A 12,835-nucleotide genomic window follows, 5' to 3' on the forward strand; every position below is an offset into this window, starting at 1 on the left:
CAACGGAAAGCGATTGCCCGATTGAGGATAATTCCGAACACGCGAATAAGTTTCACGAACAGGCGGAAGGCGCACAACTTGTCGAGGCGGCGCAGTACGCAACCGCCCGCCCGGTGATTTGGTTGCGGCGGAGATTCGTACCCGAACGCTCCGCCGCGGTTCATCGCATCAGTGGCTGTCGCGCTCGACCACCGATCCACGCGCGCCGACCAGGAAGTCCAGATCGGCGCCGGAATCCGCCTGCATCACGGTCTTGAGATAGAGACCGCCATAGCCGCCCGTGAGCGGTTTTACCGGCGATACCCAGGCCGCACGGCGTCGTGCAAGTTCCTCGTCGGAAACATGGAGATGCAGCGTGCGGTTCGGGATGTCGACCTCGATCATGTCGCCATTCTCGACGAGCGCCAGGGGTCCGCCTTCCGCAGCTTCCGGCGCGGTATGAAGGATGACGGTGCCGTAGGCCGTACCCGACATGCGCGCATCCGAAATGCGGATCATGTCGGTGATCCCCTTCTTCAGGACCTTCGGCGGCAGGCCCATATTGCCCACCTCGGCCATGCCCGGATAGCCCTTGGGACCGCAATATTTCAGCACCATGATGCAGGTCTCGTCGATGTCGAGATCCTCACGGTTGATGCGTGCGTGATAGTCCTCGATGCTTTCGAATACGACCGCACGGCCCTTGTGCTGCATAAGGTGCGGCGAGGCGGCCGAAGGTTTCAGAACAGCGCCGCGCGGCGCCAGATTGCCGCGCAGGACGGCGATGCCGCCCGATTTCGTCAGCGCCTTTTCCCGCGGCAGGATCACGTCCTCGTTGTAGTTCACGACGGCCTTGACGTCGTTCCAGATCGTGTCACCGCTGACGGTGATGGCGTCGTTGTGCAGGAGGCCCATCTCCGCGACCGCCTTGATCACGACCGGCAGACCGCCGGCATAATAGAACTCCTCCATCAGATATTTGCCGGAGGGCTGGAGGTTAACGATGGTCGGCACATCGCGGCCGAGCCTGTCCCAATCGTCCAGCGAAAGATCGACGCCGACACGGCCCGCAAGCGCGAGCAGATGCAGCACCGCATTGGTCGAGCCGCCGACGGCGCCGTTGACGCGGATGGCGTTCTCGAAGGCCTCCTTGGTCAGGATGTCGGAGGGCTTCAGATCCTCCTTGACCATCTCGACGATGCGGCGGCCGGTAAGCTGCGAAATCACCCGGCGGCGCGCATCGACCGCGGGAATGGCCGCATTGCCCGAAAGCGTCATGCCGAGCGCTTCGGCCATCGACGCCATGGTCGAGGCCGTGCCCATGGTCATACAGCTTCCCGCGGAACGGGCCATGCCCTGCTCGGCGTCCATGAACTCCTCCAGCGACATCTCGCCGGACTTCACCATTTCGGAAAACTGCCAGATCGCCGTGCCGGACCCGACGTCCTTGCCGCGCCACTTTCCATTGAGCATGGGACCGCCGGATACGACGATCGCCGGTATGTCGACGCTGGCCGCACCCATCAACAGGCTGGGCGTGGTCTTGTCGCAGCCGCCGAGCAGGACGACGCCATCGACCGGATTGCCGCGGATCGATTCCTCGACATCCATCGCCGCCAGGTTGCGGAACATCATCGCCGTCGGGCGCAACGTGCTTTCACCGGTCGAGAAGACCGGGAATTCCACCGGGAAGCCCCCCGCCTCGTAAACCCCGCGCTTCACACGCTCGGCGAGGTCGCGCAGATGCGCATTGCAGGGCGTGAGCTCGGACCAGGTGTTGCAGATGCCGATGATCGGCCGCCCGTCGAAGGTGTCGGCGGGAAGCCCCTGGTTCTTCATCCAGGAGCGATGCATGATGGCATTCTTGCCAGTACCGCCGAACCACTCCTGCGAACGGAGCTTGCGCGGCCACTCAGCTTTCTTCTTCATTTCTTCCTTCCTTGCGCCCTGCGCGGGCTGGACATGCCGGCTTTACGCCCGGTTTCTTCAGGCAAGCGTGTAGGCTGTCTTGACGTTGGTGTAGAACTCTGCGGCGTATTTGCCCTGCTCGCGCGGGCCGTAGGAGGAAGCCTTGCGGCCGCCGAACGGCACGTGGAAATCGACGCCCGCCGTCGGCAGGTTGACCATCACCATGCCGGCCTCGGCATTGCGCTTGAAGTGCGTCGCATGCTTCAGACTGGTGGTGGCGATGCCCGAAGACAGGCCGAACGGCGTGTCGTTGGCAACAGTGAGCGCCTCGTCGTAATCCTTGACGCGGATGACGGCCGCGACCGGCCCGAAGATTTCCTCGCGCGAGATGCGCATCTGGTTGGTCGCCTCGGTGAACAGCGCCGGCTGCAGGTAGAAGCCGGGCGTGTCGCGCGAGATCACCTCGCCGCCGAAGGCGAGCTTGGCGCCTTCCTGCTTGCCGATGGCGATATAGTCGGTGTCCTGGTTGAGCTGGCTCTGATCGACCACCGGACCGATATGGGTGCCGGCCTTCAGCGCGTCGTCGACGACGAGACCCTTGATCCGCTCACCCATCGCGGCGACGAACCGGTCGTGAATGCCCTCGGTAACGATGATGCGTGAGGAGGCGGTGCAGCGCTGGCCGGTCGAGAAGAAGGCGGAGTTGACCGCCGCTTCCACGGCGACGGACAGATCGGCATCGTCGAGCACGACGAACGGGTTCTTGCCGCCCATCTCCAGCTGGTACTTGCGGTTATGTTCGACCGAAGCGACGGCCACCCGCTTCCCGGTGGCGGTCGAGCCGGTGAAGGTGATGGCGTTGACGTCGGGGCTGTCGAGCATTGCCTGGCCGACGACGGAACCCTTGCCCATGACGAGGTTCAGGACGCCCTTCGGCAGACCCGCGCGATGGAGGATATCGACGATCGCCCAAGAACAGCCCGGCACCAGCTCTGCCGGCTTGAAGACGACGGTGTTGCCGTAAGCCAAAGCCGGAGCGATCTTCCAGGCGGGAATGGCGATCGGGAAGTTCCAGGGCGTGATGATGCCGACGACGCCGACCGGCTCGCGGGTGATCTCGACGCCGATCCCCGGCCTGACCGAGGGAACAACCTCGCCCGCAAGACGCAGGGTTTCCCCGGCGAAGAACTCGAAAATCTGGCCGGCGCGCACCGTCTCTCCGATACCTTCGGCGAGCGTCTTGCCCTCTTCTCGCGAGAGGAGGCGCCCGAGCTCGTCCTTGCGCGCCAGGATCTCGTCGGCGGTCTTTTTCAGGATCGCATGGCGTTCGAGAATGCCGGAGCGCGACCAGGCGGGAAAGGCGGCCTTGGCCGCGGCGATCGCGGCTTTCGCGTCTTCGGCGCTGGCGCGGGCATATTCGCCGACGACATCATCGGTGTTCGACGGATTGATGTTCGCAACGCCGTCTCCGCCGACCCATTCGCCGGCGATCAGGTTCTGGTGAAGTGTCATGGGCTTCAGCCTCCTTGTCTTCTTGCCGCAAGCGGCCGCGGTCACTGCCTCGCGCTTGCCATTGGAGATATGTCAGAGCTGGTGGACAGCGACCTCTTCCTCCGCCGCGATCGCCAGCGGATTGCGCAGTGGCAGGCCGAATTCCTTGGCTTCGATCTCGAATACGTCTCCCTCCTCCGTGCGGATGCCGTCGCCGAAAGAGAGCGTCGCCGTGCCGAACATGTGGACGTGGATGTCTCCCGGTGCGCGGAAGAGGCCGTACTTGAAATGGTGATATTCGAGATTGGCGAAGCTGTGCGACATGTTCGCCTCACCGGAAAGGAAAGGCTTCTCCCACAGCACCTTGCCGCCCCGAAGGATGCGCGATGCCCCGCGAATATCCTCTGGAGCCGCGCCGATGCGGATTTCCGGCCCGAAGCTCGCCTGCCTGAGCTTCGAATGTGCGAGCCACAGATAATTGACCCGCTCGGTCTTGTGATCTGAGAACTCGTTGGCAACCGCAAAGCCGAGCCGGAAGGGGACGCCCTTGTCGGAGATCACATAGATGCCGGCCATTTCGGGCTCTTCGCCGCCATCCTCCGCAAAGGACGGAGACACGAGCGGCTCGCCGGGGGCCACAGCCGTGGTCCCGTTGCCCTTGTAGAACCATTCCGGCTGCACGCCCTTCTCACCGGACTTCGGCTTGCCGCCTTCGAGCCCCATGCGGAACATCTTCATCGAGTCGGTCAGCGTTTCCTCGGCGGCTTCGGTCGCCTTCTTGTGCATCGCGTCGCGGGTTGCAGCGGAGCCAAGATGCGTGAGCCCGGTCCCCGTCAGATGCAGATGGGCGGGATCGGGATGCGTGATCGGGGAAAGCAGCCGCCCCTGGGAATAGGCTTCCTCGAGATCGATCGTTTCGCCAAGGCCCTTGGCGTCGACGACGTCCCTGAGGCTCCTGCCGCTATTGGCCGCTTCCATCGCCAGAGCATAGACGCTCTCCGCTCCCCTGACGGCACGCGCCGTCTCGCCCGGGGCCCGCACGGCGACGGTAACCGAACCGTCTTCTTTCCTGACCTGAGAAATCAGCACGTTCTGTCCTTCCTGATGAATTGGCTCCCACGATGCCTTCCCTTGCGGAAAAGCAACGCTTCGCCCGAGAGTGGCTTACGCCACCCGGTTACGGCAAACATGCCGCGTTTTTCTGTTGCGATCATCGGGGCCGAGCGGAAGCCGGTCAGCCCTTGCCCTTGTTCTTGTTGTAAACGTCGAAGAACACGGCTGCGAGCAGCACGAGGCCCTTGATCAATTGCTGGTAGTCGATGCCGATGCCCATGATGGACATGCCGTTGTTCATCACGCCCATGATGAAAGCGCCGATCACCGCACCGGTGATCTTGCCGACGCCACCCGAGGCGGACGCCCCGCCGATGAAGCAGGCCGCGATCACGTCGAGTTCGAAGCCGACGCCGGCTTTCGGGGTCGCCGAATTCAGACGCGCGGTGATGATCATGCCGGCAAGCGCCGCGAGCGCGCCCATGTTCACGAAGGCGTAGAAGGTCAGCCGCTCGGTATTGATGCCGGAGAGCTTGGTCGCCTTCTCGTTGCCACCCATCGCGTATATCCGCCGGCCGATCGTCGAGCGCGTGGTGACGAAGGTGTAGACGGCGATCAGCACGCCCATGACGACCAGGACGTTGGGCAGGCCCCGATAGGTCGAAAGCTGGAAGCCGAGGAACAGGGCCACCAGGCTGATGACCGCCATCTGGATCGCGAAGAAGGCGAACGGCTCGTTCTCCGTGCCGTGCTGGTCGTTGATCCGGCGGTTGCGAATCCCGGCAAAGACCGCATAGCCGACGAGCAACAGCACGGCGACCAGCGCGACCATGTTCTTGATCGTCTCCGGGCTCGGGTTGAGGAAATAAAGGAAGTCGGGAACGAATCCCGTCGAGAGAATCTGGAAGTCCTTCGGAAACGGTCCGATCGGGCGGCCGCCGAGGACCACATAGGTCATTCCCCGGAACACCAGCATGCCGGCCAGCGTGACGATGAAGGCCGGGATCTTCTGATAGGCGACCCAGTAGCCCTGCGCCGCGCCCATGATGCCGCCGACGATCAGGCAGGCGGGAATGACCACGAAGGCAGGCAAGCCCCATTTGACGAGCATGATCGCCGAAATCGCGCCGATGAAGGCCACGATGGAGCCGACCGACAGATCGATGTGCCCGGCAACGATGATCAACAGCATGCCCAGCGCCATGATGACGATGAACGAGTTCTGCAGCACCAGGTTCGTGATGTTGACGGGCCTGAAGAGGACGCCGTTGGTGACGAACTGGAAGAACAGCATGATTATGACGAGCGCGACCAGCAGGCCGTATTCGCGAATGTTGTTCCTGAGGTAGTCACCGATCGACGGTTTGGTGGTTTCGGTGCTCGTATCGGCGACCATTAGTGTTTCTCCCCTGAACGCATGATGGCGCGCATGATCGATTCCTGGCTTGCTTCCTCCTTGGAAAGCTCGGCCACAATGCGCCCCTCGTTCATGACATAGATGCGATCGCAGGTCCCGAGCAGCTCCGGCATCTCCGACGAGATCATCAGGATGCCTTTGCCCTCGGCCGCGAGCTGGTTGATGATGGTGTAGATCTCATACTTCGCGCCGATATCGATACCGCGCGTCGGCTCATCGAGTATGAGGACTTCGGGGTTGGTGAACAGCCACTTGGACAGGACGACCTTCTGCTGGTTCCCGCCGGAGAGGTTGACCGTCTCCTGATAGATCGAATGGGAACGGATGCGGAGCTTCGAGCGATACTCGGCGGCGACCTTGCGTTCCTTGCGCTCGTCGATGACGCCGTTCGATGCGACCGCGTGCAGGTTGGCGAGCGTGGTGTTGTGCATGATGTTGTTGATCAGCACGAGACCGAGCTGCTTGCGGTCCTCCGTTACATAGGCAAGACCGGCCTTGATGGCCTTGGGAATCGTGCTCACGTCCACCCGCCGGCCATGCATCGTCACCTCGCCGGTGATCTTGTGGCCCCAGGACTTGCCGAAGAGGCTCATCGCCGTCTCGGTGCGTCCGGCGCCCATCAGTCCGGCGATGCCGACGACCTCGCCGGCGCGGACCTTGAAGCTGACGTCGTGCAGAAACTGCCGGTCGCGGTGATGCTGATGATAGACGTTCCAGTTCTTCACCTCGAGCAGCGTGTCGCCGATCTTCGGTTCGCGCGGCGGATAGCGGTCTTCCATGGCCCGGCCGACCATGCCGTTGATGATCCGGTCCTCGCTGATGTCTTCCTTATGACAGTCGAGCGTCTCTACCGTTCCGCCGTCGCGCAGGATGGTGATCTGATCGGCAACCTTCTTAATCTCGTTGAGCTTGTGAGAGATGATGATCGACGTCATGCCCTGGCTGCGGAACTCCATAAGCAGCTTCAAAAGCGCGTCGGAGTCGTTTTCGTTGAGGGATGCGGTCGGCTCGTCGAGGATCAGCAGGCGGACCTTCTTCGAAAGCGCCTTGGCAATTTCCACCAGCTGCTGCTTGCCGACGCCGATGTCGGTGATCAGCGTCGTGGGAGACTCGTTCAGGCCCACTTTCTTCAGGAGTTCCTGGGTGCGGGCAAAGGTCTGCGGCCAGTGAATGACGCCCTTTTCGGCCACCTCGTTGCCGAGAAAGATGTTCTCGGCGATCGAAAGCAGCGGAACGAGCGCCAGTTCCTGATGGATGATGATGATGCCGAGCTCTTCGCTGTCCGAGATCGTGCTGAACCGGCGAGGCTCGCCGTCGTAATGGATCTCGCCCTCATAGGTACCGGCCGGATAGACGCCGCTCAGCACCTTCATCAAGGTCGACTTGCCGGCGCCGTTTTCCCCGACAAGCGCGTGGATCTCGCCTTCGCGGACCTTGAACGAGACATTGTCCAGGGCCTTGACGCCCGGAAACGTCTTCGTGATGCCCCGCATTTCAAGAATGATATTGTCCATACTCAGCCATTCCAGCTGCAGTCGGAGAGACTGCAGGCGCTCTCCCGTGCTGCGCGGTTCTTTCGACCGGCTCCGATACGAAATAAAACCACGCGGCGGGCCAAAGTGCTACAGCGACATTGCGACGAGACGCATGCCGCCTGGATTAAGAGGGTGCGCGAGCGTGTCGCGCACCCTCCCGGTTCGCCGCATCAGTTGTTGAGCTGATCTTCCGTGTAGTAGCCGGAACCGACGAGAACCTCCTTGGCATTGGACTTGTCGACGGAAACGGGCTTCAGGAGATAGGACGGAACGACCTTGACGCCGTTTTCGTAGGTCTTCGTGTCGTTGACCTCCGGCTCCTTGCCATCCATGATCGCGTTGACCATGTTGACGGTGACCTTGGCGAGTTCTCGGGTGTCCTTGAAGACCGTGGAATACTGTTCGCCGGCGAGGATCGACTTGACCGACGGCAGTTCGGCGTCCTGACCGGTGACGATCGGCATCGGCATGTCGCCGGAGCCGTAACCGACGCCCTTCAGAGCCGAAATGATGCCGATCGACAGACCGTCATAGGGCGACAGAACGCCATCGACCTTCGCGTCCGTATAGGCGGACGACAGAAGATTTTCCATGCGGGCCTGGGCCACGGCGCCATCCCAGCGCAGCGTGCCGACCTGATCCATGCCCATCTGGCCGGACTTGACGACGATCTTGCCGCTGTCGATCAGAGGCTGCAGAACGGACATCGCGCCGTCGTAGAAGAAGAAGGCGTTGTTGTCGTCCGGCGAGCCGCCGAAAAGTTCGATGTTCTTCGGCTCGGTGGCACTGTCGAGTTTCAGGCCTTCGACGAGCGAGGTCGCCTGCAGCACGCCGACCTGGAAGTTGTCGAAGGTGGCGTAATAGTCGACATTGCCGGAATCGCGGATCAGGCGGTCATAGGCGATGACCTTGACGCCGGCATCGGCCGCCTTCTGCAGAATGTCGGAAAGCGTCGTGCCGTCGATGGCGCCGATGACGAGAACCTTCGCGCCCTTGGTCACCATGTTCTCGATTTGCGCCAACTGGTTCGGAATGTCATCGTCGGCGAACTGCAGGTCCGGCGTATAGCCGGCTTCCTTGAACAGCTTCTCCATGGTCTCGCCGTCGGAGATCCAGCGCGTCGACGTCTTGGTCGGCATGGAGATGCCGACCATGCCCTTTTCCTGGGCGACTGCCGGCGCGGCGAAGCCGGCGACCGTGATCGCCGCAGCCGCGAGAAGCGAAGTAAAGAATTTCATCAGATCTCTCCCTGAGTGTTGAACCGGCAGGCACGGGGCCTCCGTCTATGCGCAGCGACCACCGTCGCGAGCGTGACCCCCGGCGGTGGTTCAAGATAAAGGAAGCCCTCCCCGTCTTATCATACTCCCGCATGCGCTGGCGCATATGCTGGGAAACTGGAATCAATTGCCATAACTGTCAAATACAATATCGCTTTGCGTGCATACCAAAATTGATATATCGCTCTAAAAGAGTGTGATTTTTGAAACTCTTGAAAACGGAACCCAATGCGATGCTCGATGGCAGGCAGAATGCAGCCGGGCTTACGGGAGAACTGCTGGAGACGGGGCTTTTCCGCTCCGGCTTGAAGATCAACCACTTGCGGCTCATCCTGGCGATCGACGACCATCGGCGCATCAGCGCCGCGGCCGACTCGCTTGGGATTTCGCAGCCGGCAGCCTCACGCATGCTCGCGGAGATCGAAGCGATCGTGAAGGCGCCGATATGCGAGCGCGTGGCGCGCGGCGTCGAACTGACCCGCTACGGCGAGGCCCTGGCACGCCGGGCCCGCACCATCTTCCTCGAGTTGCGCGAGGCTGCGCGCGAGATCAACGAGCTGAAGACCGGCAGCGGCGGGTCGGTTTCGCTCGGATCGGTCACCGGCCCGGGGCTCAATCTCGCAGTGCCGGCGATCCGCCAGGTGTCGACGGCCTATCCCGGCATCGAGATCAACGTTCAGATCGACAACAGCAACGTGCTGACGCGGGAGCTTCTGGCGGCGCGGCACGATTTCATCGTCGGGCGGATCCCCGACGACCTCAATCCGCGGCTGTTCAACCTGGTCGAAATCGGTTTCGAGGAGGTCTGCCTCATCGTCCGGGAGGGCCACCCGCTGTTGGACAAGGCGTCAGCCAGCGCCCACGACCTCCCGGGCTACGACTGGGTGTTCCAGCCGCCCGGTACACTGCTTCGACGCGCGGTCGAAGACAGTTTCGCTTCCGCCGGCGTCCGGCTTCCGGCGACGGTCATCAATACTTCATCGACCATCCTGACGCTGTCGATCGTGCGGAACACCAATGCGATCGCTCCCGTTGCGCTCGACGTCGCCAGGCTGGTCGCGGGCAACGGCACGGAAGCCGGCGAGATCCGGATTTTGCCGACCGAATTTGCGATCCGCATCAAACCCTATGGGCTGATCACCGCCGAAGGCCGGGCCCTCCCCCCGAGCGCAAAGCTGCTTTACGATCTGATCCTGAAGCAGAGCAGGGCGTGATCAGGTCCGCATAATCTTGATATCGCAAGCTCCGGCCAACTCAGTGCCTGCCCGGAGAGACTTGATGTTCGGCATGTCGGTATTCCACTCGGTGCTCGAGCGCCTCAAGGCCGAGCAGGACGACGGGCTGTCGGACGAGGCCAGCGACGGATGGCGGGGCACCGCCATCGGCGCGGCGCCGGGCTTCGTTGCCGAAAACGCGGCCCACACCTGGGCATCCCGCAGCGCGGTGGAGCAGGCCTATCGCGCAGTGGCGGCGGAGGAACGATCCGAACCGTTCTCCATGCCCGATCATCTGAAGCGCACAGGCCTTGCGGAGGTCGCCTCCGAGCTCTCGCTGGGCGAAACGGAAACCGCGCTGACGCTCGCCGCCAAGCGGAGGCGTTTCGCCGCGGCGAACCATCCCGACAGGCTGCCGGTGGAAGCGCGGCTCAATGCGACCTTGCGCATGAAGCTTGCTAACATGCTCATCGACGAGGCTTTGAGGCGGATCGAAGGGCGGAAGGTGACTGGATAAGCGTCAGTTCGTTCCGTCGGTGGTGTCGCCGGCGGCTTCGCCTTTGCTCTGGCTCTCCTCCTTCGGCCGGTAAAAGAGGAGAAGGGACGCGCCCGCATAGGCGGTCACGACCATAAAGATCGTCCCCCACATCACCTGCCCGCCGTAGAATTCCACCGCCGTCCACACGGCGCAGAACACGATGATCAGCAGCCGGATCCACAAGGGACGATAGAAGGGGTGATCCGGATCGATGAATTTGATCATCCTGGTTCCTTTGGGAGACTTGATATCGAATTCATCTACTGCACATTTCCGCAATGAGAGCAAATGCAGCAAAAGCGCGCAGAGATCTGCCGTTCGGCGGCGCAGAACGAAGCGGACGATTTCCGCATTTCCGCTGCTCGCAACAGAGCGGCACTTCAAATCGTTGGCAAACAGGCCTATAAGCTAGACAGGCTAGCTAGGTCGGAGCAAAATAATGGATTGGCAGCTGCAGGACGCGAAGAACCACTTCTCGAAAGTGGTGCAGAAGGCGCGCAACGAAGGGCCGCAGATCGTCACGCTGCGTGGCGAGCGCACGGCCGTGGTGCTGTCCGCCCACGACTATGACGCTCTGCGCGCCGGCCGGCCGACCCTGGTCGACGATCTGCTTGGCGGTCCCCCTTGGGACGACGAGCTCGCCGATGCCATCGAAGCGCGCGCCAAAACGCCGAGTCGCGGCGTGGCCTTCTGATGTATCTGGTTGACACCAACATCGTTTCGGAGGCGCGACGCGGCACGCCGCAGGCGCTGTCCTGGTTGCGTTCCGTCGATCCGCTCAGCATCCATCTGAGTGCACTGACCCTTGGCGAGATCATGCGCGGCATCGCACTGAAACAGAAGTCGGATCCGAAGGCTGCCGCTCACCTCACCGAATGGCTGCGCAAGCTGCGCCACGACCATGGCGACCGCATCCTTCCGGTGACCGACCAGATCGCCGTCGAATGGGGCCGCATCGCCACGATTCGGTCGCGTGGCGATATTGACGGGCTCCTCGCCGCGACCGCGATCGTCCACGATCTGATCCTCGTCACGCGCAACGTCAAGGATTTTGAAGACACGGGCGCGTCACTGATCAATCCTTGGGAGACACCGGCGTGAGCGGCTCGGCAACGGGCCGCCCGTAATCGCCAAAAGCCGGCCTCGCCCGGCCGCGCCTCTTTTGCTCGATCAGGGCCGGGGCGAGGATTTGGGCCGGACCAGTGAACCGACCGCGGTTGATACTTGACGGCGCCAAGCCGATTGGAATAAATATTCCGCATAGGCAATAATTGGCCGTTTCATTCCAGTTCCTCCGCGGATGGCCCGCGACGCCTTTGCGCGATGAGCGTCAATCATCGTGTGCCAACCCGGTCGCGCACCGGAATTCAAGGACGACAATGATGACAGTGAGATTTGGTCTTCTGGGCGCCGGGCGTATCGGCAAGGTTCATGCGAAAGCCGTCAGCGGCAATGCCGATGCCCGCCTCGTCGCGGTGGCGGATGCCTTTCCGGCCGCCGCGGAAGCGATCGCCGGCGCCTATGGCTGCGAAGTCCGGACGATCGATGCGATCGAGGCCGCCGGCGACATCGACGCCGTGGTGATCTGCACGCCGACGGATACCCATGCCGATCTGATCGAGCGCTTCGCCCGTGCCGGCAAGGCAATCTTCTGCGAAAAGCCGATCGATCTCGACGTCGAGCGCGTCAGGGGCTGCCTGAAGGTCGTATCCGAGACCAAGGCCAAGCTGATGGTCGGCTTCAACCGTCGTTTCGACCCGCATTTCATGGCCGTACGCAAGGCGATCGACGACGGGCGCATCGGCGAGGTCGAGATGGTGACGATCACCTCGCGCGATCCCGGTGCGCCGCCGGTCGACTACATCAAGCGTTCGGGCGGGATCTTCCGGGACATGACAATCCATGATTTCGACATGGCGCGTTTTCTGCTGGGCGAGGAGCCCGTTTCCGTCACCGCGACTGCGGCCGTGCTCGTCGACAAGGCGATCGGCGAAGCCGGCGACCATGACAGCGTCTCGGTCATCCTGCAGACGGCATCCGGCAAGCAGGCGATTATCTCGAACTCGCGCCGCGCCACCTATGGTTACGACCAGCGTATCGAGGTTCACGGCTCCAAGGGCGCCGTCGCCGCTGAAAACCAGCGCCCCGTTTCGATCGAGATCGCGACCGGCGAAGGCTACACGCGCCCGCCGCTGCACGATTTCTTCATGACGCGCTACACGGAAGCCTACGCCAACGAGATCGAAAGCTTCATCGCCGCAATAGAAAAAGGCGCCGAGATCGCCCCGTCGGGCAAGGACGGCCTTGCCGCGCTGGCGCTCGCCGATGCGGCGGTCCGCTCCGTTGAGGAAAAGCGCCAGATCAGCATAGCCTGACGACTGCCGCCCTATTGAAAAGACAGGCCGGGCAGTGTCCGGCCTTTT

At 62.4% G+C, this 12,835-nt stretch carries 12 protein-coding genes; 5 read left to right on the forward strand and 7 right to left on the reverse strand.

What is annotated here, in order from left to right; all coding sequences use genetic code 11:
* Positions 1-168: 168 nt before the first annotated feature.
* The 6 genes from araD to chvE all read right to left on the reverse strand — a co-directional run bounded on the left by araD (position 169) and on the right by chvE (position 8,621).
* Positions 169-1,908 carry an L-arabinonate dehydratase gene (gene araD / locus AC5J09_RS08635; RefSeq protein WP_018098306.1) on the reverse strand — a complete coding sequence of 580 codons (1,740 nt, stop codon included), beginning with the start codon at positions 1,906-1,908 and terminating at the stop codon, positions 169-171.
* A gap of 57 nt (positions 1,909-1,965) precedes the next feature.
* Positions 1,966-3,399, reverse strand: coding sequence for an aldehyde dehydrogenase family protein (locus AC5J09_RS08640; RefSeq protein WP_324763553.1), 1,434 nt, complete (start codon positions 3,397-3,399; stop codon positions 1,966-1,968).
* A gap of 72 nt (positions 3,400-3,471) precedes the next feature.
* A complete protein-coding gene (gene araD1 / locus AC5J09_RS08645) occupies positions 3,472-4,467 on the reverse strand; it encodes an AraD1 family protein (protein ID WP_494297421.1) in 996 nt (331 codons plus the stop codon).
* 145 nt (positions 4,468-4,612) lie between these two features.
* Positions 4,613-5,827: a multiple monosaccharide ABC transporter permease gene (gene mmsB, locus AC5J09_RS08650; RefSeq protein WP_494297422.1), complete on the reverse strand. Its 1,215-nt coding sequence runs from the start codon at positions 5,825-5,827 to the stop codon at positions 4,613-4,615.
* Positions 5,827-7,362, reverse strand: coding sequence for a multiple monosaccharide ABC transporter ATP-binding protein (gene mmsA / locus AC5J09_RS08655; RefSeq protein ID WP_494297423.1), 1,536 nt, complete (start codon positions 7,360-7,362; stop codon positions 5,827-5,829). Before mmsA ends, mmsB begins: the two co-directional genes overlap by 1 nt.
* Positions 7,363-7,553: 191 nt before the next feature.
* Positions 7,554-8,621, reverse strand: a complete 1,068-nt coding sequence (gene chvE, locus AC5J09_RS08660) for a multiple monosaccharide ABC transporter substrate-binding protein (RefSeq protein WP_100670072.1) — start codon at positions 8,619-8,621, stop codon at positions 7,554-7,556.
* A gap of 272 nt (positions 8,622-8,893) precedes the next feature.
* Between chvE and AC5J09_RS08665 the strand changes: the two genes are divergently transcribed.
* Together AC5J09_RS08665 and AC5J09_RS08670 are read left to right on the forward strand one after the other, a co-directional pair.
* Positions 8,894-9,874, forward strand: a complete 981-nt coding sequence (locus AC5J09_RS08665) for a LysR family transcriptional regulator (protein WP_100670719.1) — start codon at positions 8,894-8,896, stop codon at positions 9,872-9,874.
* 64 nt (positions 9,875-9,938) lie between these two features.
* Positions 9,939-10,391 carry a hypothetical protein gene (locus AC5J09_RS08670; protein WP_275599279.1) on the forward strand — a complete coding sequence of 151 codons (453 nt, stop codon included), beginning with the start codon at positions 9,939-9,941 and terminating at the stop codon, positions 10,389-10,391.
* 3 nt (positions 10,392-10,394) lie between these two features.
* On the opposite strand, the gene AC5J09_RS08675 is transcribed toward AC5J09_RS08670, so the two are convergent.
* On the reverse strand, positions 10,395-10,637 hold the full coding sequence (locus AC5J09_RS08675; protein WP_026168958.1) for a hypothetical protein: 243 nt from the start codon (positions 10,635-10,637) through the stop codon (positions 10,395-10,397).
* 214 nt (positions 10,638-10,851) lie between these two features.
* On the opposite strand from AC5J09_RS08675, the gene AC5J09_RS08680 reads away from it, so the two are divergent.
* From AC5J09_RS08680 to iolG, 3 genes are all read left to right on the forward strand, one after another.
* A complete protein-coding gene (locus AC5J09_RS08680) occupies positions 10,852-11,106 on the forward strand; it encodes a type II toxin-antitoxin system Phd/YefM family antitoxin (protein ID WP_494297424.1) in 255 nt (84 codons plus the stop codon).
* Positions 11,106-11,513, forward strand: coding sequence for a type II toxin-antitoxin system VapC family toxin (locus AC5J09_RS08685; RefSeq protein ID WP_324763549.1), 408 nt, complete (start codon positions 11,106-11,108; stop codon positions 11,511-11,513). The genes AC5J09_RS08680 and AC5J09_RS08685 overlap by 1 nt, the downstream gene beginning before the upstream one ends.
* A gap of 281 nt (positions 11,514-11,794) precedes the next feature.
* Positions 11,795-12,787, forward strand: coding sequence for an inositol 2-dehydrogenase (gene iolG / locus AC5J09_RS08690; protein WP_494297425.1), 993 nt, complete (start codon positions 11,795-11,797; stop codon positions 12,785-12,787).
* Positions 12,788-12,835 lie beyond the last annotated feature (48 nt).

This window comes from Sinorhizobium sp., assembly GCF_059070375.1.

Excerpts from the sequence above, each read along its gene's own strand:
- AC5J09_RS08680 (WP_494297424.1), top strand. The coding sequence starts at position 10,852 with ATGGATTGGCAGCTGCAGGACGCGAAGAACCACTTCTCGAAAGTGGTG.
- iolG (WP_494297425.1), top strand. The coding sequence starts at position 11,795 with ATGACAGTGAGATTTGGTCTTCTGGGCGCCGGGCGTATCGGCAAGGTT.
- AC5J09_RS08640 (WP_324763553.1), bottom strand. The coding sequence starts at position 3,399 with ATGACACTTCACCAGAACCTGATCGCCGGCGAATGGGTCGGCGGAGAC.
- AC5J09_RS08675 (WP_026168958.1), bottom strand. The coding sequence starts at position 10,637 with ATGATCAAATTCATCGATCCGGATCACCCCTTCTATCGTCCCTTGTGG.
- mmsB (WP_494297422.1), bottom strand. The coding sequence starts at position 5,827 with ATGGTCGCCGATACGAGCACCGAAACCACCAAACCGTCGATCGGTGAC.
- AC5J09_RS08670 (WP_275599279.1), top strand. The coding sequence starts at position 9,939 with ATGTTCGGCATGTCGGTATTCCACTCGGTGCTCGAGCGCCTCAAGGCC.
- mmsA (WP_494297423.1), bottom strand. The coding sequence starts at position 7,362 with ATGGACAATATCATTCTTGAAATGCGGGGCATCACGAAGACGTTTCCG.
- AC5J09_RS08665 (WP_100670719.1), top strand. The coding sequence starts at position 8,894 with ATGCTCGATGGCAGGCAGAATGCAGCCGGGCTTACGGGAGAACTGCTG.
- chvE (WP_100670072.1), bottom strand. The coding sequence starts at position 8,621 with ATGAAATTCTTTACTTCGCTTCTCGCGGCTGCGGCGATCACGGTCGCC.
- araD (WP_018098306.1), bottom strand. The coding sequence starts at position 1,908 with ATGAAGAAGAAAGCTGAGTGGCCGCGCAAGCTCCGTTCGCAGGAGTGG.
- AC5J09_RS08685 (WP_324763549.1), top strand. The coding sequence starts at position 11,106 with ATGTATCTGGTTGACACCAACATCGTTTCGGAGGCGCGACGCGGCACG.